This window comes from Chryseobacterium sp. CBo1, from assembly GCF_001693475.1.
Classification (GTDB): domain Bacteria; phylum Bacteroidota; class Bacteroidia; order Flavobacteriales; family Weeksellaceae; genus Chryseobacterium; species Chryseobacterium formosense.
The window spans coordinates 89,725-116,648 of record NZ_MAUH01000004.1 but is presented as its reverse complement, the minus strand read 5'-3'; the positions used below and the strand labels follow the sequence as shown (position 1 = coordinate 116,648).

At 32.9% G+C, this 26,924-nt stretch carries 24 protein-coding genes; all 24 read left to right on the top strand.

Going from position 1 to position 26,924, the window contains the following annotated elements; genetic code table 11:
* Window positions 1-54: 54 nt before the first annotated feature.
* The 24 genes from glyA to BA768_RS04355 all read left to right on the top strand — a co-directional run bounded on the left by glyA (window position 55) and on the right by BA768_RS04355 (window position 26,473).
* A complete protein-coding gene (glyA, locus tag BA768_RS04475) occupies window positions 55-1,320 on the top strand; it encodes a serine hydroxymethyltransferase (protein WP_034674491.1) in 1,266 nt (421 codons plus the stop codon).
* A gap of 145 nt (window positions 1,321-1,465) precedes the next feature.
* Window positions 1,466-1,933, top strand: coding sequence for a regulatory protein RecX (locus BA768_RS04470; protein WP_065719885.1), 468 nt, complete (start codon window positions 1,466-1,468; stop codon window positions 1,931-1,933).
* 64 nt (window positions 1,934-1,997) lie between these two features.
* Window positions 1,998-4,952 carry an FN3 associated domain-containing protein gene (locus tag BA768_RS04465; RefSeq protein ID WP_065719868.1) on the top strand — a complete coding sequence of 985 codons (2,955 nt, stop codon included), beginning with the start codon at window positions 1,998-2,000 and terminating at the stop codon, window positions 4,950-4,952.
* A gap of 7 nt (window positions 4,953-4,959) precedes the next feature.
* Window positions 4,960-5,196: a hypothetical protein gene (locus BA768_RS04460; RefSeq protein WP_065719867.1), complete on the top strand. Its 237-nt coding sequence runs from the start codon at window positions 4,960-4,962 to the stop codon at window positions 5,194-5,196.
* Window positions 5,197-5,474: 278 nt separating this feature from the next.
* Complete coding sequence (locus BA768_RS04455) at window positions 5,475-7,442, top strand: polysaccharide biosynthesis protein (protein WP_065719866.1); 1,968 nt, start codon at window positions 5,475-5,477, stop codon at window positions 7,440-7,442.
* Between the two features lie 109 nt (window positions 7,443-7,551).
* Window positions 7,552-8,361, top strand: a complete 810-nt coding sequence (locus BA768_RS04450; RefSeq protein ID WP_065719865.1) for a polysaccharide biosynthesis/export family protein — start codon at window positions 7,552-7,554, stop codon at window positions 8,359-8,361.
* Between the two features lie 30 nt (window positions 8,362-8,391).
* On the top strand, window positions 8,392-10,770 hold the full coding sequence (locus BA768_RS04445) for a GumC family protein (RefSeq protein ID WP_065719864.1): 2,379 nt from the start codon (window positions 8,392-8,394) through the stop codon (window positions 10,768-10,770).
* A 75-nt stretch (window positions 10,771-10,845) separates the two neighbouring features.
* On the top strand, window positions 10,846-12,162 hold the full coding sequence (locus BA768_RS04440; RefSeq protein ID WP_065719863.1) for a nucleotide sugar dehydrogenase: 1,317 nt from the start codon (window positions 10,846-10,848) through the stop codon (window positions 12,160-12,162).
* A gap of 63 nt (window positions 12,163-12,225) precedes the next feature.
* Complete coding sequence (locus tag BA768_RS04435; RefSeq protein ID WP_065719862.1) at window positions 12,226-12,627, top strand: sugar 3,4-ketoisomerase; 402 nt, start codon at window positions 12,226-12,228, stop codon at window positions 12,625-12,627.
* Window positions 12,617-13,036, top strand: coding sequence for a sugar 3,4-ketoisomerase (locus tag BA768_RS04430; protein ID WP_065719861.1), 420 nt, complete (start codon window positions 12,617-12,619; stop codon window positions 13,034-13,036). The genes BA768_RS04435 and BA768_RS04430 overlap by 11 nt, the downstream gene beginning before the upstream one ends.
* Entirely contained in the window at window positions 13,027-13,551 is a 525-nt protein-coding gene (locus tag BA768_RS04425; RefSeq protein WP_065719860.1) for a GNAT family N-acetyltransferase, read from the top strand. The genes BA768_RS04430 and BA768_RS04425 overlap by 10 nt, the downstream gene beginning before the upstream one ends.
* Before the next feature lie 8 nt (window positions 13,552-13,559).
* A complete protein-coding gene (locus BA768_RS04420) occupies window positions 13,560-13,790 on the top strand; it encodes an acyl carrier protein (RefSeq protein WP_065719859.1) in 231 nt (76 codons plus the stop codon).
* On the top strand, window positions 13,787-14,752 hold the full coding sequence (locus BA768_RS04415) for a ketoacyl-ACP synthase III (protein WP_065719858.1): 966 nt from the start codon (window positions 13,787-13,789) through the stop codon (window positions 14,750-14,752). The genes BA768_RS04420 and BA768_RS04415 overlap by 4 nt, the downstream gene beginning before the upstream one ends.
* Window positions 14,753-14,757: 5 nt before the next feature.
* Complete coding sequence (locus tag BA768_RS04410; RefSeq protein ID WP_065719857.1) at window positions 14,758-15,858, top strand: DegT/DnrJ/EryC1/StrS family aminotransferase; 1,101 nt, start codon at window positions 14,758-14,760, stop codon at window positions 15,856-15,858.
* Window positions 15,858-17,126 (top strand): O-antigen translocase, encoded by a 1,269-nt coding sequence (locus BA768_RS04405; RefSeq protein WP_065719856.1) that lies wholly within the window; start codon window positions 15,858-15,860, stop codon window positions 17,124-17,126. The genes BA768_RS04410 and BA768_RS04405 overlap by 1 nt, the downstream gene beginning before the upstream one ends.
* A complete protein-coding gene (locus tag BA768_RS04400) occupies window positions 17,107-18,315 on the top strand; it encodes a hypothetical protein (RefSeq protein WP_065719855.1) in 1,209 nt (402 codons plus the stop codon). Before BA768_RS04405 ends, BA768_RS04400 begins: the two co-directional genes overlap by 20 nt.
* Window positions 18,312-19,430, top strand: a complete 1,119-nt coding sequence (gene wecB, locus BA768_RS04395; protein ID WP_065719854.1) for a non-hydrolyzing UDP-N-acetylglucosamine 2-epimerase — start codon at window positions 18,312-18,314, stop codon at window positions 19,428-19,430. The genes BA768_RS04400 and wecB overlap by 4 nt, the downstream gene beginning before the upstream one ends.
* 17 nt (window positions 19,431-19,447) lie before the next feature.
* Window positions 19,448-20,587, top strand: a complete 1,140-nt coding sequence (locus BA768_RS04390) for a hypothetical protein (RefSeq protein ID WP_065719853.1) — start codon at window positions 19,448-19,450, stop codon at window positions 20,585-20,587.
* Between the two features lie 32 nt (window positions 20,588-20,619).
* A complete protein-coding gene (locus BA768_RS21735) occupies window positions 20,620-21,708 on the top strand; it encodes an EpsG family protein (RefSeq protein ID WP_065719852.1) in 1,089 nt (362 codons plus the stop codon).
* Between the two features lie 3 nt (window positions 21,709-21,711).
* Window positions 21,712-22,581, top strand: coding sequence for a glycosyltransferase family 2 protein (locus tag BA768_RS04380; RefSeq protein ID WP_065719851.1), 870 nt, complete (start codon window positions 21,712-21,714; stop codon window positions 22,579-22,581).
* The gene (locus BA768_RS04375) at window positions 22,578-23,651 is read left to right on the top strand and encodes a glycosyltransferase (RefSeq protein ID WP_065719850.1); all 1,074 of its coding nucleotides are present in this window, start codon (window positions 22,578-22,580) and stop codon (window positions 23,649-23,651) included. Before BA768_RS04380 ends, BA768_RS04375 begins: the two co-directional genes overlap by 4 nt.
* Complete coding sequence (locus tag BA768_RS04370; RefSeq protein ID WP_065719849.1) at window positions 23,641-24,813, top strand: glycosyltransferase family 4 protein; 1,173 nt, start codon at window positions 23,641-23,643, stop codon at window positions 24,811-24,813. Before BA768_RS04375 ends, BA768_RS04370 begins: the two co-directional genes overlap by 11 nt.
* On the top strand, window positions 24,794-25,408 hold the full coding sequence (locus tag BA768_RS04365; protein ID WP_065719848.1) for a sugar transferase: 615 nt from the start codon (window positions 24,794-24,796) through the stop codon (window positions 25,406-25,408). Before BA768_RS04370 ends, BA768_RS04365 begins: the two co-directional genes overlap by 20 nt.
* A 303-nt stretch (window positions 25,409-25,711) precedes the next feature.
* Entirely contained in the window at window positions 25,712-26,473 is a 762-nt protein-coding gene (locus BA768_RS04355; protein WP_065719846.1) for a formyltransferase family protein, read from the top strand.
* The last annotated feature ends 451 nt before the right edge of the window (window positions 26,474-26,924 follow it).

The following is a 26,924-nucleotide window of genomic DNA, read 5'->3' as shown; positions in this document are numbered from 1 at the left end:
TAATCTTTGGAAATTCCGTATTTTTGGGCTTGAAATTTAAAAATCTATAAGTAAATGGACATTATTTTTGACCTTATCGAAAAAGAAAGAGAAAGACAGTCTCACGGATTAGAGCTTATTGCTTCAGAGAATTTTGTTTCTGAAAATGTGATGAAAGCGATGGGAAGTGTGTTGACCAACAAATATGCAGAGGGATATCCGGGAAAAAGATATTACGGAGGTTGTGAAGTGGTAGATGAGGTTGAAACTTTGGCGATCGAAAGAGCAAAACAGCTTTTTGGCGTTGATTATGTAAATGTTCAGCCGCATTCTGGTTCTCAGGCAAATGCTGCAATTTATTTGGCGGTTTTGAAGCCCGGAGATAAAATTATGGGGATGGATCTTTCGATGGGAGGTCACCTTACTCACGGTTCTGCAGTGAACTTTTCCGGAATTCAGTATGATGTGGTTTCTTACGGAGTACAGCAGGAAACAGGTTTGATCGATTATGATCAAATGAGAGAAGTGGCTTTGAGAGAAAAACCGAAAATGTTGATCGCTGGTTTCTCGGCATATTCAAGAGATTTAGATTATGCTAAATTCAGAGAAGTGGCAGACGAAATCGGAGCGACTCTTTGGGCAGATATTGCGCACCCTGCAGGTTTGGTGGCTAAAGGATTATTAAATTCTCCGTTCGAACATTGCCACGTTGTAACAACAACTACCCACAAGACTCTGAGAGGTCCTAGAGGAGGTATGATCATGATGGGGAAAGATTTTGAAAATACGTATGGTCACAAAACGCCGAAAGGAGAAATCAAAATGATGAGCCAGGTTTTGGATGGTGCCGTTTTTCCGGGAATTCAGGGTGGTCCGTTAGAGCACGTTATTGCAGGTAAAGCAGTTGCATTTGCAGAAGCAATCGATGACCAATTCTTAACGTATGCAAAGCAGGTTAAATCTAATGCTCAGGCTTTATCTAAAGCGATGATTAGCAACGGATTTGATATTGTGAGCGGCGGAACAGACAATCACTTAATGTTGGTAGATCTTAGAAATAAAGGCGTAAACGGAAAAGAAACTGAAAAAGCTTTGGTAAAAGCAGATATTACTTGTAATAAAAATATGGTTCCTTTTGATGACAAATCTCCGTTCACTACTTCTGGTATCAGACTGGGAACTGCAGCAATCACAACAAGAGGTCTTAAAGAAAATGATATGGAAACCATCGCAGGATTAATTTCTGAAGTAGTTGATAATATCAAAAATGAAGAAGTAATTGCTGACGTTAGAAAAAAAGTAAACTCTTTAATGGAAGGTAAGGCTTTATTTAATTATTAATAAGTTTTTAGCTGTTGGCAATTTGCTTTTAGCTTTTTAAAAAATAAATCAAAAGAGGTGCAAAGTGTTTTGTGCCTCTTTTTTGCAAATTGTAATTTTGTACCATCAACCATCAACCATCAACCATCAATCATCAACCAAAAAAATGAATTCCGATAAAAAATTGTTCACATTTGAAGAAATAAAACAGAAACTGGTCAACTATTGTGTGTATCAGGATCGCTGTCATGCAGAAGTGGAGCAAAAGATGCGTGAATTTGTTTTGATTCCTGAAGCGAAAGAAGAAATCCTTTTGTATTTAATGAAGGAAAATTATCTGAATGAGGAGCGTTTTACCCGAAGCTACATCCGCGGAAAATTTTATATTAAAAATTGGGGAAAAACCAAAATTAAGATTAATTTAAAACAGAAAGGCATCACCGAAAAACTAATCTCTACCTGTTTTGATGAAATTGATGAAAATGATTATTTAAACATAATGACCAAGATCTACGGAAATTACGAGAGTAAATTAAAAGGATTACAAAATTATCAAAAAAAATCAAAGACTATTAAATATCTTCTAAATAAAGGCTTTGAATATGACTCTATTTTGCAAGTAATTGAAAATTAACAAATACATAATTTTAACGTTCATTAATATTATTTAGATTTGTCAGACGAAAAAAATAATTTATATGAATTTAAAATTACAAAGTAAATCAAGGACGATTTTTGCGTTTTTGATGGCTCTGTTCTCGGTCTGGGGATGGGGGCAAAATCTGATTTATAACTTAGATTTGGCTAATCAGAGTTCTGCTTTTGGAACCGCAAACACCTATGGTGCAAAATCGGGAACAGTAAGTGGAGTGACATGGTATGCAAATGCTGCATCTTGCCAATCGAGCAGTATTGTTTGGTTAGGTACTAACAATGCTACAAACTACAACAACTTAGCAAAGCTTAATGCTGGTGTCAACAATAGAGGTACAGCAATTGCCTCAGCATTAGGTATTCAGGCTTCCGCATCTGGTTATTATGCATTGGTGGGAGCAAATGCGATCAACAATGTAGGTTCTATAAAAGTTAAAGCAAGTGCTACTGGTGGAACTGTTCCAGCAACACTTTGGTGTTTATATACAACGGATGGAGGTGTAACATATAATATTTTAGGTTCTGTGTCTAGTCCGGGGGCAGTTGAGCAGACTTTTACACCAACTTCAGCGATTGCTAATGCTCAATATGCATTTGTTTTTTATTCAACAAGTGCTGGAACATTTAGAGCGCCTTATTTTGAATTCTATGAAGGAGCAGTAACTCAAACTGCTAATCCAAGTATTGTTGCAACAGGGACTTCAAATGGTATTGATACTTATTGGAATACGGCAAGTATTACTTTATCAAGTGCAAGTTCAGGAGCTTTAATTTATTACACAACGGATGGTACAACGCCTACTACCTCTTCTACGCAATATAATGCTCCATTCCAGATAAGTGTAACATCCGAGATTAAAGCAATTGCAGTAGCAGCCCCATTGACTGCAAGTACTGTCACTACGAAACAAATTACAATTACAAATCCTGCTGTAGCAACAATTCCTTACACTCAAACATTTACTAATACACTAGGAGATTGGGTAAATTATAAGGAATCAGGTAATGCGGGGTATGTAGGTTGGATAACAGCTGCAAATGGCGCGGAAAGTAATGGGTATCAAGAAGGAACTACAAAAGCGTGGCTAATTTCTCCGAAATTTACAGGTGCACAGGCAAATTCACTTTTATCTTTCAGCTATGCTTCTCAATATGAAGGTGATGACCTAAAAGTAGTATATTCTACAAATTATGCAGGTTATGGTGATCCAACTGCAGCTACTTGGACTAATCTTACAACAATTGCAGAAGCTTCTGGAACAGCAATTTCTACTGGAAGTCTAAACAATTTTGTTGTACCTGCAGCTGGAAATGTTCATATAGCATTTATTTACGAAGATGCCAGTACAGGAGGTTGGGCAATGTGGAGAGTTAGCAATCTTTCGATTAATGCTCCAGTTATAGCGGGTACAACATGGAACGGTACGACATGGTCAAACGGTACTCCTTCAGCAACAGTTGATGCGATTATTTCAAGTAATTATTCTGGAAGTGGTTTTGTTGCGCAGAATCTAACAATTGATCCAACCTATACTCTTACAATCAATAATAACGAAACCGTTACCGCAGGAAATGTAACGAACAACGGTAACATTATTGTAAATGACGGAGGTAATTTTGTTCAGACAACTGGCGGTGTTTATACATCTGGAACAGGAGCTTCTTTTATAACAAACAGAAACAGTGCAAGTGTTGGAGGAAAATATGTATTCTGGTCATCACCGGTTGCAAACCAGAATCTGTATACAGCATATGTAAATGGTTCTGCTGCTATTGCACCAACATACGTTATGACTTACGATACAGCAACAAATCTTTATCCTAACGTTACAAATGATAATGCAAACTTTACCAATAATGCAGGGAAAGGATATTCTGTAAAAGTACCTGCAAGTAACGCAACTGTAGCTTTTGGAGGAGGTTCTCAAATTCCGAACAATGGTACCGTGAATGTAGCATTAGCAGGAACATCTGGAGGTATCAACAATTTTAATTTAATTGGAAATCCGTATCCTTCTAATATCGATTTGAATGCCTTCTATTCTGCAAACCAATCTTTATTAAATTCAACATTCTGGTTTTGGGACAACACAACAGGGAATGTTACTACACAAACAGGTAATACTTCGGTTAATGTAGGTTATGCTACGGTGAATGCTGCGGATCCTGCTGGCAACACATGGGTAGAAGCACCGGGAACACAGACTTATAATAATACTGTTCTTAATGCAACAGGAAATATTGCAAAAGTGGGGCAGGGCTTTATTGTAAAAGCGCTTGATGCCGGAAATGTTTCGTTTACAAACGCAATGCGTTCTTCAAGTGTTGGAGGTACATTAAACAAAAATGCAAGTTCAGGTAAATTCTGGATTAAATTAACGACTTCTTACGGAAATACAGTTACTCAGGCAATCACATACAGTCAAGGTGCTTCAGATGCTTATGATGTATATGATTCTAAAGCTATGGGTATGGGTTCTGATGCATTCTATAGTTTAGCTGGTGCTGAGAAATTAGTGATCCAGGGTAGATCATCTTTCAATAATGATGATGTTGTTCAGTTAGGAAACAAACATTTCGAAAACGGAAACTTTATTATTTCTTTATCTCATAAAGAAGGTCTGTTTGCAAATGGTCAGGATATTTATCTACATGATAAACAAACGGCAACTTATACAAACCTACAGTCTGGAGCATACAACTTCTCAGCTAATGCAGGAGATTTCACAAACAGATTTGAGATCGTATATAAATTAAATGTATTATCTACCAACGAAACAGAAAAAGGAACTTTTGAAGTATACAGAGACGGTGAAGATTTTGTGGTGAGAAATAATAAAAACATTCAGTCTGTTGAAGTTTTTGATGCAGCAGGAAGAAAAGTTCAGCAAGTAACTTCTAATTCAAAATCGGTAACTGTAAAAGTTCAGGCTAAAGGTCTTTATATTCTAAAGGCAATTTCTGAAGGTAAAGAATATACTCAAAAAATAATTAAATAAGAAGATGATGAAAAATATAGTAACAGGATTTTTATTGATTATTTCTAGCATTGCATTTGGGCAATCAGATAATCCTTATGTTTATGACGAACCAGAAATGTCTACAATGGCAGATGGTGAAAATCCGGCTGGACCGGGAGATCCAAAGTTGGTTCCAATTGATGATTATATTCTGGCTCTAATTGTGGTTGCTGTGATCTTTACTTTTGCCTATGCAAAAAGAAAGAAATTGTCTGCAGAATAATCGTCAAAAATCAATTAATCTATATAGACTTCCGAAACAAATTTTCGGAAGTCTTTTTTATATTACTCATAATTAATAAATTGTATAACAGAAGACTTTGTTTTGTAAAATTTTTATTCATTTATGTTTTTTATTGAATTTTTTTTACATTAATTTGTGATTTGTGTTAATTTTAAAATATATAATTTTGTTTAAAATAAAATATCTCCATTACTAATTTTTTTATAGAAATAATATGATTATATTTGCCAAAAATAATTGAAACACCGAAATGTTGAATGAAAAAGCTTAATGATGCTTTTGCTGCCTTGTATAATGGGGATAATATTGTGAAACTCACAGAGCTAAGATATATACCAAGATGGATTGTAATTTTGATAGATGTTTCTATTGTATTATTCTCAATTCTTCTTTCTTATTTTTTTCTCGAGAAACTTCATGTAAGTGTCAACTTTCCGCAGTATTTATTTGAACAAAAGCTTTTATTGATTGCTGTAAATGTACTGTTTATGTTTGTTTTTAAAACATATGCAGGAATTATCAGGCACTCTACCTTTTTTGACTTGTTTAAAATCATCCTGTCTTCGGGATGTACTTTGTGCACTCTTTTGTTGATCAATGTGGGAACGGAATTTTGGCTTCAGAACCCTTTGTATCTGTATCCTAATTTATTTCTTTACTTCTTTATTTCGGTTTCCATCATGTTTTTTTTCAGAATGGTTACCAAACAGTTCTTTAATATCTTGATAGATTATAAGGGGTCATCTTCCAAAGTAAGAGTTGCTGTAGTGGGAGTAGGTGATGCTTCTGTATCTCTGGCTAGAGCAATTTTACATAATCCAAATTATCCTTATCGTTTATCGGGGTTTCTTACAAAAAGATCCGATTCGCATAAAGCTGTTCTTTTGGGGCATAAAATTTATAATATTGACCACTTTTTCAGTAATAAAAACTTAGTAAGCCGGTTTGATGCAGTTTTAATTATTAAAGAAATTATGACCAAGCACGAATTGGAAGAATGGATGACCCTTGCATTAGACAATGGGTTAAAAGTTTTGAAAGCACCTACTCTCAGTAAAATGCGTGATTCTGATCTCGTTGGTGGAATTCGCCAATTGCAGATTGAAGATTTACTGAATAGAAGACCGATTAAAATCGAAAATGAAGAGGTAAGAAGAAGGCATTTTGAAAAAAATGTATTGGTTACGGGTGGAGCAGGGTCTATTGGAAGTGAAATTGTTAGACAGGTTTCGCAGTTCAATCCATCACTTATCGTTGTTCTTGATCAGGCAGAATCTCCTTTATATGAATTGGAATTGGAGCTTATTGAAAAATTTCCAGAACAAAAGTTTAAATTTGTTTTGGCTGATATTTCAAATAGTTACAGACTGGAGAAAATTTTTGAAACTTATCAGTTCTCAATGGTGTATCATGCAGCAGCATACAAGCATGTTCCGTTGATTGAAGAAAACCCACATGAAGCAATTTTTGTAAATGTCTTGGGAACCAAAAATTTAGCTTCATTATCAAAAAAATACAAGGTAAACCGTTTTGTAATGGTTTCTACAGATAAGGCGGTGAACCCTACTAATGTGATGGGGGCATCCAAAAGAACGGCAGAACTTTTCGTACAGTCATTGCAGAATTCTGAAGGAAACATGACGAAATTCATTACAACCCGTTTTGGGAATGTTCTAGGCTCTAATGGATCAGTAATTCCACATTTCAGAAAACAAATTGAAAAAGGAGGTCCTGTTACGATTACGCATCCAGATATTATCCGTTATTTTATGACAATTCCGGAAGCTTGCGAACTGGTACTTCAGGCAGGAACCATGGGACAGGGTGGAGAAATCTATGTTTTTGATATGGGGGAGCCTGTGAAAATCTTAGATTTGGCGAGAAGAATGATCAAATTATCCGGCTATACTCCCGATATAGATATTGAAATTAAATTTATCGGATTAAGACCCGGAGAAAAATTATACGAAGAACTCTTGAGTAACAATGCAACAACAGTTCCTACCCACAATGAAAAAATAATGATCTCTAAAGATCCTTCATTAGGATTTGATGAAATTGAAGTCTTATGTAAGCAGATCGTTAAATCTGCTGTTAAGAGAGATAAATTGCAAGTGGTAAAGCTTTTGAAAGATATTGTCCCGGAATTTATAAGCAACAACTCAGAGTTTGAAATTTTAGATAAAAAAGAAGTTGCTCCGGCGAATATTGTTATTGACAATTAGTTTTTAACTAAAACTTGTTAATTTATAAAAAGGTGAATTAACATTTTAATAAACAAGCAAATTTTGTTTAAAGAATAATAATCCTATTTTTGTGAAAAATTTATCAGAAATGATTTTAAAAAAATATTTTGTTTACGGTTTTTTAAGTTTAGCAATCTTTTCATGTGCTCCAAGACAGGAGATTAATTATATGAAGGATATTGAAAGCATCGCCTTAGATAATTCCATTAAAAACAGCCGTAGTACTTTACAACCCGGAGACCAATTGATTATTATGGTAACGGCAAAAGATTTGGATGTGGTAAAACCTTTTAATCAGGCATATTCTTCTAGTGCAACAACCACACAATATTCTAATCCTAGTTCAAATAGTCTTCCACAACAGATTCCCGTTTCAGGACCTACATATAGTGTAGATACAGATTATAATATCGTTTTCCCACAAATCGGAAAAGTAAGTGTTCACGGTGAAAATGTAGAGAGTTTTAGAGTAAAACTTGCTGGATTGATTAGCCAATACGTAAAAGAACCTGTTGTAGATGCCAAATTGATCAATTTCAGAGTTTCTGTAGTTGGTGAAGTTGCAAAACCAGGAACCTATGTTATTCCGGATGGTACTACTACAGTATTGGGAGCACTTGGATTAGCAGGTGACCTTACTCCATTTGGAGTTAGACAAAATGTCTTAATTGTTAGAACTGTTGATGGTGTTATTACACAGAACCGTATCGATCTTACAAGTGCACAATTTATCAATTCACCTTATTATTATTTAAAGCAAAATGACGTTATTTATGTACAGCCAAATTCCAATAGAGAAAAAGCTGCAAGAGTAGATCCGAATACGGGTTTGTATATTTCTGTAGCATCAGTTCTTGCCTCTTTGGTAATCGGGGTTTTGGCATTAGTTAAAAATTAAGAAATTTATTTACGAAAGTTATTTTTTATAGTGGATTATAATCAAAACCAGGAAGAGTTTCAGGAAGAAACACTCAATATCAGAGAGATTATCCGACCATATATTTATAGATGGTATTGGTTCATCGTGGGCTCGATAATAGCGGTTATTTTAGCGTGGTTTTTTTTACGTTACAGTGTACCCATCTATAGTGCAGAATCAACATTATTGATTAAAGAGGTTAAAAAATCAACTTCCGGACAACCTGAAATGTCAGTTATTTCTGAACTAGGAGGAATCGGCGGTATGGGAACCAGTTCTGTTGATAACGAAATTGAAATTCTTAAATCTAAAAAGCTGATGCTCTCTGTGGTGAGAGAAAAATCTCTTGAAACTAGTGTGTATGCAAAAGGGAAAATAAAAGAAACAGAGCTTTATAAAGAAAGTGCACCATTTATTGTTCGTGTTATCAGCGAAAAGAAAAAAGCGAGATACCCTGGTAAGAATGTAATAGCCAAAATTGAAGGCAATAAGATTATCATTGAATCAGAAGATTTTAAAAAAGATATTGTTGCTGAATTTAATAAATCAGTAAGTATGCCTTTTGGTGTAATTATATTCCAAAAAAATGAAAAATATAATCCTTCTCCAAGCGATAAATCAGTAAAAGAATTCAGACTTCAGTTCATGTCAGGGATGAACAGAGCAAGATATTATTTAAGTAAATTAAATGTAAGTTTAGTTCAGAAGGAGGCTACTGTTTTAAAAATTTCAATTACCGATCCGGTTGCTGATAAAGCAGAAGATATTCTGAATGCTTTGGCTATTAATTATAATAAAGAAGCTGTTCTTGATAAAAATTCTGAAGCTCAGAAAACGGCAAGTTTTATTGATGAGAGAATAAACCTTATCGGGAAAGAGTTAGGAACCGTTGAAAATCAAAAAGAAGATTTTAAAGTAAAAAATAATATTGCCGATATTCAAACAGAGGCAGAACTTTCTCTGGAGACAGCAATGAAAAACCGTCAAAGCCAACTAGAAGTAGAATCACAGCTTGAATTGGTGAATGGTTTGATTAGTGACTTAAACAGACAAGGAAATTATCAGGTACTTCCGTTGAATGTTGGTTTGACCGATTCAAATATTACTTCTGATATTTCGGCGTATAACCAACTCGTAATTGAAAGAAACCGTTTGCTTGAAAACTCTACAACAGCAAATCCTGTTGTTCAGGATGCAACAAAACAGATAAGCAGTATGAGAAGTGCAGTACTGCAAAGTCTTCAAAAAAGTAGATCAGGGCTACAAATTTCAAGAAATACCATTTCGGGAGAACTTAATAGATTGTCAGGTAAGATTTCAAAAATTCCTGTTCAGGAGAAAATGTTCCGTAGTATTGAAAGACAGCAGAATATTAAAGAACAGCTTTATCTTCTTCTTCTGCAAAAAAGAGAAGAAGCGGCCATTTCATTGGCAATTGCAGCACCGAAAGCAAGAATCGTTGATGATGCTCTGGTAAATCCTGTTCCGGTATCTCCTAAAAGGATGATTATTTATTTAGTTGCTTTTATTATCGGATTATTGATTCCATTTGGGATTATTTATTTATTAGAATTATTCAATAATAAAGTTAAAACCAAGCAGGAATTAGAAAAACTGGCTAATGGAGCTACAGTAATCGGAGAATTACCTTCTTTAGAAAAAGGAGATCCTGAAATCGTACAGCTGAATGACTTGTCACCCTTGGCAGAAGCTTTCAGAATATTAATCACAAATATTAATTTTATGTTGCCTAAAAATAAAAAAGGCAATGTGATTTTTGTAACATCTACGGTAAAAGGAGAAGGGAAAACTTTTACGTCCGTAAATTTAGCCTTAACCTTAGCCACACCGCGCAAAAAGGTTATTATTATTGGTTCAGACATTAGAAATCCTCAGTTGCAGAGATATAATGAAAGTAGAAGAGGGTTGATCGGATTGTCTGAGTTTATGTATGATGATCAGATGGAAGTGTCTGAAATTATTCATCCAACATCTTTTAATCCTTATTGTGATGTAATTTATTCAGGAGCAATTACACCAAATCCGACAGAATTGCTATCCAACGGGAGGTATCAGGAATTAGTAGATAAACTGAAACCTATGTATGATTATATTTTACTAGACACAGCGCCTTTAATGCTTGTAACAGATTCATTCTTGATTTCAGACGTAGCAGACGTTACGGTTTATGTAACAAGATCTGGTTACACTGAAAAAGAATTGGTTGGTTTTATAAGCAAACAGATAAAAGATAAGAAAATCAAAAATGTAGGTTTGGTACTTAATGATGTCAGTAAAATTCATAGTGGCTATGGTTATGGCAAATATGGTTATGGATATTCAGCAGATGCACATAAGCCTTGGTGGAAAAAAATATTAGAAAAATAGACTTTTAAAGATTATTGGTTGATTCAAACTTAAAATAAAACAGAAAAATCAATTAGTATCTCGAGGCATGTTAGTATGGAACAACAGAAAATTGCAATAATAGGTTTAGGATATGTAGGTTTGCCTTTGGCAAGGCTTTTTGCAACCCGTTATCCGGTGGTAGGTTTTGATATTAATCAGAAGAGGATAGAAGAATTGCAGAAAGGAAAAGATACTACTTTAGAAATCGATGACAATATATTGCAGTCTGTTTTGTTGAGTCAGAATTCTTTCAGTAAAAATATGAACGGATTATTCTGTTCTTTTTTAGCCAAAGACATAGAAGACGCTAATATTTATATAATTACAGTTCCCACACCAGTAGATAAGCATAATCATCCGGATCTTACACCTTTGTACAAATCCAGTGAAACTGTTGCTAAAGTTCTGAAAAAGAATGATATTGTTATTTACGAATCTACAGTGTATCCTGGTGTTACGGAAGAAGAATGTGTTCCTGTTTTAGAAAAGGTTTCTGGCTTAAAATTCAATGAGGACTTTTTTGTAGGATACTCTCCTGAAAGAATTAATCCTGGAGATAAAGAACATACGGTTGATAAAATATTAAAAGTAACATCGGGTTCAACACCGGAAATTGGTAAAATTGTAGATCATCTTTATAAATCTGTTATAACGGCAGGAACTCATCTGGCTCCGACGATTAAGGTAGCAGAAGCTTCAAAAGTGATTGAAAACTCTCAAAGAGATATCAATATCGCTTTTATGAATGAGCTTGCAAAGATTTTTTCATTGATGGATATAGATACCCATGATGTATTAGAGGCAGCCGGAACAAAATGGAATTTTCTGAAATTTAAACCAGGATTGGTAGGAGGACACTGTATTGGTGTAGATCCTTTTTATCTCGCTCAGAAAGCTCAGGATATTGGCTATTATTCGGAACTTATTTTAGCGGCCAGAAGGCTGAACGATTCCATGGGTGCATTCGTGGCTTCACAAGTTGTAAAGCTGATGATCCAAAACGATATAAAAGTTAAAGGATCTCAAATCTTAAATTTAGGAATAACTTTTAAAGAAAATTGTCCTGATATCAGAAATTCGAAGGCAATTGATGTTATTACGAATTTAGAAGAATATGGAGCAATAGTAACTACTTATGATCCTTGGGCAGATCATAATGAAGTGATGGATGAGTATAATATCAAATGCTATACAGAATCCAATTATTTAGAGAAAGGTGAAAATTTCACAAGCAAGTTTGATGCTGTAATTTTGACCGTTGCACATCAGGAATTTTTAGGTATTGATCTTAAAAAATTAATGAACGAAAAAGGAATTATTTACGATGTTAAAGGAGTTTTGGAAACCAATATAGTTGACAAAAGATTATAATAACTTTAAACATTAAAACATAATTGAATCAATAAGTGTGAACCTTCTAACATAATTTATAATATGAAGCCCCAAATTATTAATCTTCCAAAGATATTAGATAAACGTGGTAATTTATCATTTTTTGAATATCCCAATCAACTGCCATTTGATATAGCACGTACCTATTGGATCTACGATGTTCCCGGCGGAGAAGTGAGAGGAAGCCACGCTTTTAAAGAGCAACAGGAATTTATTGTTGCGCTTTCAGGAAGTTTTGACGTAGTGTTGCACGATGGGGAAAAAGAAGAAAGGTTTTGTCTTAACAGATCATATCATGGTCTATATATACCTAAAATGTATTGGCGAACGCTTGAAAATTTTTCGACAAATTCGTTAGCATTAATTGTTTCAGATAAGAAGTACGAGAAGAATGACTATATCAGAGATTTTGAACAGTTTAAAAATTTGAAAAGTGCTTTATAATATAGATGATTGCAGTATAGTAACATTACCTGTCGTTCACAATGATAATGGTAATATTATAGCTTTGGAAAACAGTGAAAACATCTCGTTTGATATTCAAAGAATTTACTATTTATATGATGTTCCAATGGGTGCCGAACGTGGTGGTCATGCACATTATGATTTGCAACAATATGTAATTGCAGCTAGTGGATCATTCACATTTATTTTAGATGATGGAATCAATAAGAAAGAAGTCTTCCTTAATCATCCTAATAAGGCATTGCATATAAAGCCAGGTATTTGGCGTGAGATGAAAGATTTTTCAAGTGGAAGTATTTGTCTTGTTCTTGCATCAATGAAATATACCGAAAATGATTACATCAGACAATATGAAAAATTTTTAGATTACAGAAAAAAATGGAAATAGAAAGATACGGGATAAAATTACGATCTGTAAATATTGATGATGCTGAATTTATCATCATGCTTAGAACAGACAGTAAAAAAAGCAGATTTATTTCTTCGACAGGTTCTGATATTGAGCTTCAAAAAAAATGGATCGAGGGATATATAAAAAGAGAAGCAGAAAATAAAGAATATTATTTCATAGCAATAGACGAGAAAGGTGAGAAATTTGCTACATACAGAGTTTACAATATTGAGGACGATATCTGCGAAATAGGAAGTTGGGTATCTAAACCGGGATATGAGAATACAAATAACTCAATAAAAGTAGATCTTATAATGAAAGAATTTGTATTTGAAACACTTAAATATTCTAAAGTAAGATTTGAAGTCAATAAGGCAAATACTTCAGTAGTAAAATACCATAAACTTTTTAATCCAATTCTAGTTAGGGAATCTGAAGATAATAACTACTTTATTTTAGAAAAGGAAAATTTTGAAAGCAGAAGAAATAAGATTTTTAATAATATTAAATAATTATACAAATGGATATCAACAGTTTTATAGATAATTTTAAATCGCAGCTCGAAAATGATACTTTTATTATAGAAGCTGATACTGATTTTGTAAAAGCTGAATTTTGGGATTCTTTAACCAATATGGTGATTACGGTAATGTTAGATGACGATTATAATATACAAATGAGTTCTGAGGAACTAAACAGTTTTGGTTCTGTGCAGGAGTTATATGATTTTGTACAAAGCAAACAGCAATGAAAAGTTATATAAAGTATATCTCTACTTATGTTCCTTCGGTAAAAATTACCAATCAGGATATTGCTCAGCGCTTCCCTGAATGGGATAGCGATAAAATATTCGAAAAGATAGGTATTAAAGAGAGATACATTGCCAAACCGGATGAGTTTGTTTCGGATATGGCGGTAAAAGTTATTCAAAACTTAGCTGAAGAACATAAAGTTAATTTATCTGAAATTGATTATTTTATTTTATGCACACAATCACCAGATTATCAGCTTCCAACTACAGCCTGTATCGTTCAGAATAAAGTGGGACTTAATAAGCAATGTGGTGCAATAGATATTAACCAAGGATGTTCCGGATATATTTACGGACTTTCTTTGGCATCCTCGCTGGTTGCTTCAGGTAATTTTAAAAATGTACTTCTGGTTACCGCCGATATGTATTCTAAAGCTATTCATCCTGATGATAAAGGCAACACAAGTCTTTTTGGAGATGCAGCAACAGCAACGCTGATTTCTACAGAAGGAAAATATGAAATAGGCAAATTTACGCTGGGATCAGACGGATCGGGCGCCGATAATTTAATCATAAAGAACGGCGCAACAAAAAATCAAAAAGATCTTGCGACTGAAAATTTAGAAAATTACCTCTTTATGAACGGTTCTGCAATCTTCGACTTTACGGCTAAAAATGTTCCCGATTTGGTAAATGACAATTTGAAACTCAACAATCTTTTGAAGGAAGAAGTCGATCTGTATGTTTTTCATCAGGCGAATACTTTCATGCTTAATTTTTTGCGTAAAAGAATAGGCATTGCAAGTGAAAAATTTCTTTTGAATATGGAGAACTATGGTAATACGGTTTCGTCATCCATACCTTTGGCATTTAAAGCATCTTTTGATAGGAACTTTGATAAAGTAATGTTTGTAGGTTTTGGTGTGGGGTATTCCTGGGGCGCAGTTACAATTTTTAAATAATACAAATGGTCAAATTTTTAGATTTACAGAAAATAAATCTTGCACATCAGCAGGAAATTGAAGAAAGACTTCTTAATACTTTCAGATCCGGATGGTATCTGCTTGGAAATGAAGTAAAAATATTTGAACAGAATCTATCTCAGTTCATAGGCGCTAAACATGCTATTGGAGTAGCTAACGGACTCGATGCATTGAGACTCATCATAAAGTCATATATTGAGCTGGGAGTAATGAAGGCGGGAGATGAAATAATTGTTCCGGCAAATACATACATCGCTTCACTGCTTGCTATTTCAGATAATGGTTTAATGCCTGTATTGGTAGAGCCAGATCCTGAAACTTTTAATATTGATATTTCCAAAATAGAAGAAAAAATAACTTCCAGAACCAAGGCTATCATGATAGTACATTTGTATGGGAGAATTGTTTTTTCAGAGCAATTACAGGAAATTGCAAAGAAACATCACCTGAAAATTATAGAAGATAATGCTCAGGCAATTGGTGCTGAATTGAAGGGAATAAAATCAGGAAATCTTGGCGATGCAGCTGGTTTCAGCTTTTATCCGGGTAAAAACTTAGGTGCAATTGGTGACTCAGGCGCAATAACTACTAACGATGATGAGTTGGCTAAAACAATTCGTGCGTTAGCAAATTATGGCTCTAATCAGAAATATGTAAATATTTATCAGGGTTTAAACTCCAGATTAGATGAAATTCAAGCTTCAGTTCTAGATGTAAAGCTTAAATATATTGATGCTGAGAATGCCAGAAGGAGAGAGATTGCGAACAGCTACGTTACAGAAATCAACAATAAAAATATTACACTCCCTCAATTGCCAGAGAATCAGGAAGAGCATGTTTGGCATTTATTTGTAATCAGAACTCCGGAAAGAGAAAAATTACAAAATTACCTTACCGAAAAAGGAGTGCAGACCCTAATTCATTATCCTATTCCGCCACACAATCAGAGAGCATATAAAGAAATGAATACGCTGACTTTCCCTGTAACGGAAAAAATCCATAACGAAGTATTAAGTTTACCGATAAGTCCGGTAATGACTGATGAAGAAGTTGACACTGTTATTGAGTGGATAAATAGATTTTAATGAAATTAGGTAGAACAGCAGTTTATTCTGGATTAATTACTTTATCAAAAACTCTGGTAGGTTTTATATCCACCAAGGTTATTGCAATCTTAATAGGTCCTGCTGGTGTAGCAGTAGTTGGTGCATTTATTAATTTTATTGCGATCATTCTAGCTTTTGGAAATGGTGCAATAAATAATGGGATTGTAAAGTATACAGCTGAATATGCGGGAAATGATACTAAGAGTTTTAAACTTTTTAATACAGCTCTTTATATATCTATTTTTTGTTCAGTAGTATGTTTAATTATTTTGGTTGCTTTTTCCGGTTTTTTTTCAAAAATTATCTTTAATACTGATATTTATACCAATATTATTATTTGTTTTGGCCTAACGATTATTTTTTATTCATTAAATACCTTACTAATTTCTATTTTAAATGGAAGGGGGCTGATCAATATTTATACGATAATCAATACATTAGGAAGTTTTATTTCCCTTGTCGTTACATGCTGTTTGGTATATTTCTTTAGGGTTGAGGGGGCGCTGTATGCATTAATAATGACTCAGACAATTCTATTTTTTGTTTGTTGTTATTTTTTTTTCAAAAAAACTTCTTATACAGTTAGAGATTTTAAACCAATTTATAATAAAATAATTGGGAAAAAGCTTTTCCAATATAGTTTTATGGCAATAGTAAGCGCTCTGACTGTACCTGTTTCGCAGATAATTATTAGAAATATCATCATTAATCTTCAAAACATAGATGAGGCGGGTATTTGGCAGGGGATAATGAGAGTTTCGGATGCGTATTTACTAATTATTTTAACAGCGCTTGGTACATATTATTTACCAAAACTATCATCACTAAAGACAAACGATCTTATAAGAAAAGAGGTCCTATATGGCTACAAATATATAATACCAATAACGGCTGTAGGTTTAGTAATTGTATATTTCTTGCGATTTTTTATTATAAGGTTACTTTATTCTGAACAATTTTATGAAATGACTGATTTGTTTTTATGGCAGTTAGTAGGTGATTTTTTTAAAATTACTGCATATTTATTGGCTTACATTATGCTGGCTAAGGCACAAATGAAAATATATATCATAACAGAGATTATCTTTTCATTTACCTACGTAGTTTTCAGCTATTTTTTTGTGAAGCGTTTTGGCTTGGTTGGTGCAACGTATGCATTTGCACTAAATTATTTTTGCTATATGATCGTTTTATTTATTTATTTTAAAGACTTACTGCTTAAAAAGGATGCAATATTTAAATTTTAGTTCAATTACATTTTTTTATCCCAGTAGGATAGTGGGTGGAGCTGAGTTTTTGTTTTTTAGACTAGCTAAATATCTTATTGATAAGCATAACATTGAAGTTAATTATATTGATTTTCATAATGGTGTAGTTGCAGATATGCTTCTAAAAAATAATTTAAAATTTAATCATTTATATTATACAGGACAAAATACTATTAACATAGACGATAAATCTGTCGTTATATCTCCTTTATCATCTATATATGAGATTAACAGTATGTTGAATGGAGATTTTAAGATTTTACTATGGTCTATTCATCCTTCAGGATTATATGATGTCCATAATGGTTACAGTAAATATAATCCTTTTAAGAAATCCCTTATGAAGATCGGTGAAGATCTAGAAAAACTTATCGTAAAAAAAGGGGTGTATTTTATGGATGGTACAAACCTCAATTATCAAAAAGATATTTTTAAATTTCGACTTGCTCCAGAAGATTTTATGCCTATTTTCTGTGAACAACGTACAGGCATTAAAAAGTCATTAACACAAAACTACATTAATTTGGGATGGGTTGGGAGACTAAGCAATGATAAAATATCTGCTTTAATTAATGTAATACATCATACCATAGAATATGCGACGCAGAATAAGCATTTAAATTTTGTTATTCATATTATAGGCGAAGGCAGTGAAAAAAATAAAATTGAAAATATAGTTTTACCTAAGAATGTTGAAATAAAATTTTTAGGAACAATGCTTGATGAAATTTTAGAAAATTATATTAACAAAAACTTCGATGTAGCTTTTGCAATGGGTACTTCCGCTTTAGAAATCGGAACTATGAGAAAAGCAGTAATAATTTTAGACTTTTCTTATGACCCAATTCCTACGGATAATAAATTTAATTGGTTATTTGATTCTAAGGACTTTAATGTTGCAGAGAAATATAATAAAAAATTATCACGGGATTTATCTTTCGAAGAAATTATGTCAACGGTTTTATTAGGTAATAATTACGCTACTGGAGATCTATGCTATGAGTATGTGATAAAAAATCATTCAACTGATGCAGTAGGTCAAGTCGTTTTAAAAAGCTTATCTCAGACAGAGTTAACGGCCGCTGACTTAAATAATACTAATTTTAGAATTTCATGCTTAATGAAAAGGATGAGGTTTCTAGTTAGATTTTTAAAAAAATATTTATGAAAAAAAAGAATTTAATCATATTCGGGACAAGACCTGAAGCTATAAAAATGGCACCTTTAGTACACGAATTTCAGAAATATTCTGAATTCGAAACCAGAGTATGTGTAACAGCTCAGCACCGTGAAATGCTGGATCAGGTTTTAGAATTTTTCCAGATAAAACCAGATTATGACTTAAACCTAATGAAACCCGGGCAAAATCTCTACTCGCTTACGGCAGATATTATTACCCAGTTGAAAGATGTTTTGGAGCAGTTTACCCCAGATTATGTCTATGTACATGGCGATACATCTACATCTACAGTGGCTGCATTGGCTGCGTTTTATTCTGGTGCTAAGATTTGTCATGTAGAAGCCGGGCTGCGTACCAACAACAAGTGGTCACCATTTCCTGAAGAAATGAATCGACAATTAACAGGGAGATTGGCAGATTATCATTTTGCACCAACTCAGCAGTCTTTCGATAATTTAGTTAATGAAAATATTAAATCTGAAAATATTATTATTACCGGAAATACAGTAATCGATGCATTATTACACAGTTCTGAAATAGTAAAATCTCTCATCAGTGAAGAAATTGAATTTTTAAAAACGATTGTAAATAGAGATAAAAAGTTAATTTTAGTAACAGGGCACCGTCGCGAAAACCACGGACAGGGATTTATCAATATTTGTGAAGCTCTAAAAGAGGTAGCTCTTACAAATAATGATGTACAAATTATCTATCCTGTACATCTAAATCCTAATGTGCAGAAACCGGTTAATGAAATATTATCAGACATTAAAGATATTAAATTAATCGATCCCCTATCTTATCCTGCTTTTGTATGGCTTATGCAGCAGTCTTATTTACTTCTTACCGATTCTGGAGGGGTACAGGAAGAGGCGCCAAGTTTAGGAAAGCCGGTTTTGGTAATGAGAGATACTACAGAAAGACCAGAAGCAGTGGAAGCAGGAACTGTAATATTGGTAGGAACAGATAAAGAGAAGATTATTAATGAAACCAATCGCCTATTAAGAAATAAGGAACTTCATGATGAAATGTCGTCTTTGCATAACCCTTATGGAGACGGGAAAGCCTGCGAAAAAATTGTTCAATTTATTTTACATTTGTAGAATCAATCATAATTTATATGAGTGAAAATAACGTTTACAATCATTATCTGATTTTACAGTTTGATGTTCTGGTTTATCCACCGATTTTATCTTTAATTAACATTCTATTAGAGAGAGGAGATTCAGTACATTTGTTAGGTTATTGTAGTAAACCAGAAAATATTCAATATCTGCTGGATAAAGGCTTGGTATATGAAGAGTTGATATCTTATTCAATAAATAGTAATCCTATCACTAAACTCTACACACTTTATACTTACAGAAAACGTGTGAGACAATATTTGTCTAACATAGAAAAAAATTCTATAGTTTGGTTTCTAGGAAATGAGTCTGTTTTTTTATTACATGAGATTATCAAAGATTTTAGAAGCATTATATACTTTTTTGAAGTTCCATTGTTCAGAGTACCAACAAAATTCAGATTATTCTGTTCAGACAGCAATTACTATACAGGTGTAAGATCTGCTTATAAAATAATCAATTGTGAAGAAAATAGAGATTCGGTGGTAAAAGCGATATTTGGATTGAATAATAAGCAGACTGTTATCATTCCTAATAAGTCATTTATGGATGTTCCATCGGCTATTGATGAAAAAATCAATGTTTTGCTAACTTCTATTGAAAGAAAAAAAATTCTTCTTTATCAGGGTGGTTTTAATTATCCTGAAAGAAGACTGGATGAGTTTTGTGAAAGTATAAATTTTTTACCGGAAGAATTTGTCATAGTAATAATGGGGCCTGAAACGCCTTACAAAGCAAAACTTCAGGAGAAATATGCAAGCAACCGAGTATTGTTTTTTCCGTTGATAAAAGCACCGAACCATTTGCATGTTACCAGTAAAGCATATATTGGTTTCATAAGTTATTTCCCTTCTGAAGGTGAAATTGAACAGGTCTTGAATGTTTTATTTTGTGCTCCTAATAAGATTTTCGAATACTCCAAGTTTGGTATTCCGATGATAAGTAACAATCTGCCTGCGATGAAATCTATATTTGACAGATATAGATGCGGAAAAGTTACTGAAGATTTTATAGGAAAAGACATTAGTAAAATAGTATTGGCAATTGATGAAAAATATGAAGAAATGAGCCACTTATCTTTACAGTTTTATAACAGTGTAGATATTAAGCAGAATATTAATGCAATTTTAGATTAATATTAGTACTAGAATTTAAATAAAAATGAGAGATGTTTAGTTTAGAGGAAACTTCCTTATACCAAAGTTTACTATTTTTGGTTTTAGTACTCTTTGCCTTGGTGAAAGCTTTAAATCTCTTTTTTAAAAAAAGAGATGGTCCTCTGCTGTATGATATTGTTTTATTCGTCTATGTGCTATGTTATTCACTATTAATTAGTTATAAGGAGATTGCTATAGGTAGTGATTTCTCACAATATGAATATGAATATTATACATTAAGCTCATTTAAGCAGATCTTTAATTTAAAAGGTGATTATTTATTTTATTTGATAGCATATTTCTGTAATCTACTAGGATTCACCTTTGGACAGTACATTTTTGCGCTTCTAACTACAATCAATTTCCTAATATTAAAAGCGTTAAAAACCTTTTCTGAGAAAAATATATTTTTAATCTTTTTTATTTTATGTTCGTGTTTCTTCTATTACTCGATGACACAAAATATTATCAGACAGGGTCTGGGTTTTGCTTTTTTTCTATGTGGTTTAGCAGGTTTGTATGAAAGAGATAAGAAGAAATTTATTATTTACTTTTCAGTTGCATTTTTAATGCATTTGGTATATATAGTTCCATTAACGTTGCTCTATGTATTTACTCGTATAAAAAAAACAATGTGGATATACTTATTACTATTGATATGCTCATTAATATCTGCCTTAAATTATAATATTTTTACAAATGCTTTTTTTACTTCAGTATTAAATGTTGAAAGATTGAGAAGCTATGGATCTGCAGGCTCTGATGAAATTGTTAATTATAAATTGGGATTCAGGATTGATTTTTTTTTGTTTAATCTGTTTTTTATTTTTATAAGCTATAAAATTTTACAACTCTTAAAAAAAAATAAATACAAGGTAGATTTCTACAATTTATTACACAAATTATTTGTAGTAATGAGCTCGCTTTTTTTTCTAATGTTTCATATTCCTTTTTCGGATAGATTCGGTCTTTTGAGTTGGATGTTAATCCCATTATTATTTATTCCTGTATTTACACATCGATTACCTGGTAATATATTTATCAATCCCCTAACTATTGTAATATTTTTTACTATTATTTATTTCGTATTTAATATCTAATATATGCAGAATTTAACAATTTTTACTCCAACTTACAATAGAGCATCACTGCTTAAAAAACTTTATATTAGCCTTTCAAATCAATCTGTATTAGACTTTGAATGGCTTATTGTAGATGATGGCTCGTCCGACAATACAGAAGAAGTAGTAAAAGCATTTATTGCGGAAAATATTATAAATATTCGATTTTATAAGCAAACTAATAGGGGTAAGCATATAGCAATAAATAAGGGATTGGAAGTAGCAGAAGGAAAATTGTTTTTTATTGTTGATAGTGACGATTATTTATTAGAAGATGCTGTCGAAAAAATTCTGGAGAAATATACCCGCATTGAAAACAATAATGAAATCGCAGGTCTGTCATTTAGAAGAGGATATGATAAGGAAACGCCGATTGGCTCGCAAAACTTCGATAAGGAATTAATCTGTAATGTATTAGACTTTAGATTCAGATATAAAATATCTGGAGACATGGCAGAAGTTCTTAAAACAAGTGTTCTTAGAAAGTACAAGTTTCCTGCTACAGACGAAAAATTCTGCCCGGAAGCACTCATTTGGAACAGAATTGGCCAGAAATATTCTTTCTACTGGATACCTGAGATTATTTATATTGGCGAATATCTTCCAGGTGGATTAACATGTAAAATCTTTTCGATAAGAAAAAAATCGCCAATCAATACTTTAACTTATTACAGTGAACTAGAAAAAATGGATATTCCTTTTATACAGAAAATAAAAGCAAATATAAACTATTGGCGTTTTGCAAAATTTTCATCTTACAGTATTCCTTATCATTTAAAACATATAAGTATTTTTATCAGTGTATTAGGATTTCCTTTAAGTTTAATTTTTTTATTAAAAGACAGAAATTGAAAATAGTTCAGATAATAGATAGTTTAGCCGTAGGCGGTGCTGAGAAGTTAGTACGAGAAACTGTTCCTTTATTAGTAGAAAAAGGATACGAGGTAGACGTAGTTTTACTAAATGGTTTGCATACTCATTTGTATAGAGAATTAGAAGCTTTAAATTGCTGTAAAATATATTCACTGGGAAATTCGATATACAGTCCTCTGAATATAATTAAGCTGATTCCGTTCTTGTATCGTTATGATATTGCACATGTACATCTCTTTCCGGCTCAGTATTTTGCAGTAATTGCACGTATATTTTGTTTAAAAAAAATAAAACTCATATTTACTGAGCATAATACCTCAAATAGAAGGTTAGAAAGTGGTAAATACAAACACATTGAAAAATTTATTTATGCTTTCTACAATAAAATCATATGTATTACAGAAGAAGTTAAAAAAGTTCTAATTGAAAAAACTAGTTTGACTGAGAAGAAACTTAAGGTAGTTAAAAACGGTGTGAATTTGTCAAATGTAGTGAAAAGTACAGCTAAAAATCGTAAAGATTTCAACTATTCAGAAACGGATAAATTATTAATAATGGTTGCCGGATTTCGTGAGCAGAAAGATCAAGATACCGTCATTCGGTCTTTGAAATTACTGCCTCCACAATATAAATTATTATTAGTTGGAGATGGGGAAAGAAAAAAGATATTAAAAAATTTAGTAAATTCATTAGAATTAAATAATAGAGTATCGTTTCTGGGTGTTAGAGATGATGTATATAGTTTAATTAAGATGTGCGACATTTCTATACTCAGTTCACATTGGGAAGGTTTCGGATTAGTCGCTGTGGAAGCCATGGCAAGTAAAGTACCTTTAATAGCATCCAATGTTGACGGTTTAGCACAGGTTGTTGAAGGGGGAGGAATACTTTTTGAGCCTAAAAATGAGCAGGATCTAGTTCAAAAAATTTTAGATTTAAGCAAAGATGAGTATTATAATGAAGTTGCTTACAGATGCTTTTGTAAAGCAGCGCAATTCGATATAACTTTTATGGTAGACAGATTAATTGAAATATATAATGAAAACTAAAATTATACGTACTTCTACCATATCTCTGTCGCTGAATATTCTATTGAAAGGACAGCTCAGATATTTGTCTACCGAATTCGAAATTGTTGGTATTTCATCACAAGGGAATGACCTTATAGAAGTTCAGAAGAGAGAAAATATTCAAACAATTTCGGTTGATATGGAAAGGGGGATTAGTCCTGTTAAGGATCTAATTTCTTTAGTAAAGCTGTATAGAACCTTAAAATCAGAAAAACCGACGATTGTACATTCCATTACCCCTAAAGCAGGTTTGCTTACGATGCTTGCTGGGAAAATGGCAAGGATTCCTATTCGCATGCATACTTTTACAGGTCTTATTTTCCCTACTCGTACAGGGTTAATGCAGAAATTGTTAATTAGAATGGATCAGCTGCTGTGTTGGGCAGCCACTCATGTTTATCCGGAAGGGAATGGGGTTAAAAATGATTTGATCAGATTTAAAATCACTTCAAAACCTTTAAAAGTCTTGGCAAACGGAAATGTGAATGGTGTAGATCTTAACTTTTTTTCGGTGGATGCTGTTTCGGCAGAGGAAAAATACAGACTAAGAACCAATCTTAAAATTGCACCGGATGATTTTGTATTTGTATTTGTGGGCAGGTTAGTAGGGGATAAAGGAATTAATGAACTGGTTAAGGCATTTTCCAAATTAGATATAGCAAATACAAAGCTGCTGTTGGTGGGGCCATTGGAAAGTGAACTGGATCCGCTGAAGTCTTCCACCTTAAATGAGATCAATTTGAACAGCAATATTATCAGTGTAGGTTTTCAGAATGATGTTCGCCCTTATTTTGCAATTTCCGATGCACTGGTGTTTCCAAGTTATCGTGAAGGTTTTCCTAACGTAGTGATGCAGGCAGGAGCAATGAAACTTCCAAGTATTGTAAGCAATATTAACGGTTGCAACGAGATTGTTGTAAATGGTAAAAATGGTATAATTATTCCTGTAAAAGATGCGGAGGCAATTAATTTGGCAATGCATAAAATGATGGAAGATAAAAGTCTTTATGAAGAAATAAAGGAGAATAGCAGACCGATGATTGAGTCTCGTTATGATCAACAGTTAGTCTGGAACGCTGTAGCAGAAGAGTACAAACTACTAATATGCCAATTAAAAAATAATGTACAGAAATTTTTTTAAAAGATTATTCGATTTTACAGTAGCATTTTTTGCCTTACTGATATTAAGTCCGGTGTTTCTGGTGGTAACAGCAGGACTCTATTTTGCCAATAGCGGGAAACCTTTCTTTTTTCAGGCACGGCCGGGGTTAAATGAAAAGATCTTTAAGATCATTAAGTTTAAAACCATGAATGATAATAAAGATAGCAATGGAGCATTACTGCCCGATGCCGATCGTCTTACTCCTGTTGGAGCATTTGTCCGTAAAACTTCATTGGATGAACTTCCACAGCTCATTAATGTGCTAAAAGGGGATATGTCTTTAATTGGTCCCAGACCTTTATTACCACAATATCTTTCTTTGTATAATGAAACACAGAAACGCAGACATCTCGTGCGTCCCGGAATTACAGGTTGGGCACAGGTAAACGGCAGAAATGCAATTTCATGGACTAAAAAATTTGAACTCGATGTGTGGTATGTAGATAACATTTCTTTTGCAACTGATATAAAAGTTTTTGTAACGACTTTTAAAAAAGTGTTCAAAAGTGAAGGTATCAGCCAGGAAGGACAAATAACAACAGAATATTTTAAAGGAAATGACGACAAAGGATAATCTGATACGAGCTATCAAAAGGAGCGAATATGCTTATCAACTTTACACGGAACAGAAACAATACTTTCAGGCTTTAAGAATTTACAAAGCAAATATGATAATCTATGAGCTCTTAAACGAGTATATATTTGAATGTAACGAGGCATATTTAAACCTGGCATTCGAATATCTATTTCACTTAGAAGATTGGTTCTGTCAATTTGACATGGAAAAATCCAAAGTTAAGAATCTAGATCAGCATTTTGCATTTACTCGTTTGAAAGAGAGTATAGCTTTTCCAAAAAATTTTAAAAATACATTATTATGAAGTATGTTTTTGCGGGAGACCGACAAATAAGTTGTGATATTCTACAGTTTTTAATCACTAAAGGATACTATCCTCAGGCTCTTTTAGTTACTGAAGGTTCAAGTTCAACTCACGCAGAGGAACTTATAAAAATTAGTGAATTAAACGAAGAATTTATATTCAGAGGAAAGAAAGATTTAGAAAGTGAGCATACTTATGATTTTTTAAAATCTATTAGACCAGACTATATTTTAGGAATTCATTATCCCTACATTATAAGTAATAAAATAATAAGTATTCCGTCAATAGGTTTCTTAAATCTGCATCCTGCATTTCTTCCGTATAATAAAGGTTGGCATACTCCTTCATGGGCAATAATCGATGATACCCCGTATGGTGCGACCTTACATTTTATGAGCGAAAAACTTGATGAAGGTGATATTATCCATCAGAAAAAATTAGATGTCTTAAAAAACGATACAGCTGATTCTTTATATAAAAAGGTTCTTGATTTAGAGAAACAAGTCTTCTATGAGGCATTTGATGATTTAGTTAAATTAAATCCCCCAAGATTTCAGCAAATAAATCAGGGAACTTCCCACGTTAAAAAAGATTTAGAAAAAGTCCGAAAAATTAATTTGGAAGATAAAACTACCAATGGTGAATTAATCGATAGGTTGAGAGCTTTATCAACTGATAAGAATTCTGAATTAGCATATTTTTTTATCGAAGAGAAAAAAATTGGTATTAAACTAAGATTTATAGAGTTGGATAGCTAATATATAAGATTATTGTAAGTATAACAACTTAGTTGAGAGTTGGTGTATATCACTTAATTGACATAGGCCTGCCATACACAGATCTCTATATAGCAGGTTCCTCTCACTATTTTGCTTGTGAAACAGTTCAAGCAGGTCAATATAGAAATAGAATTTCAGACAGATTGCACTTCCGGAAATTTTTCGGCACCGGAAGTGTTTTTTCTTTCGGTATGCTCTTACTGTTCTAATACTGCTGATATCTTCATCAAACAGGATTTGGCTTTCATCAAAAGGTACTTCCATAGTCTGCATTCGTTCTCTGAATTGCTGAAGCTCTCTGCTTAATGAAGAAAGATCATTCTCACTGAAAAAAGGATATGTTTTCATGCTATTGTGTTTTGGTTAAATCAAAAACAAAAAAATATATCATACATAAGGGATGTATTTTTTTTAAAAAAAATTTAATTAT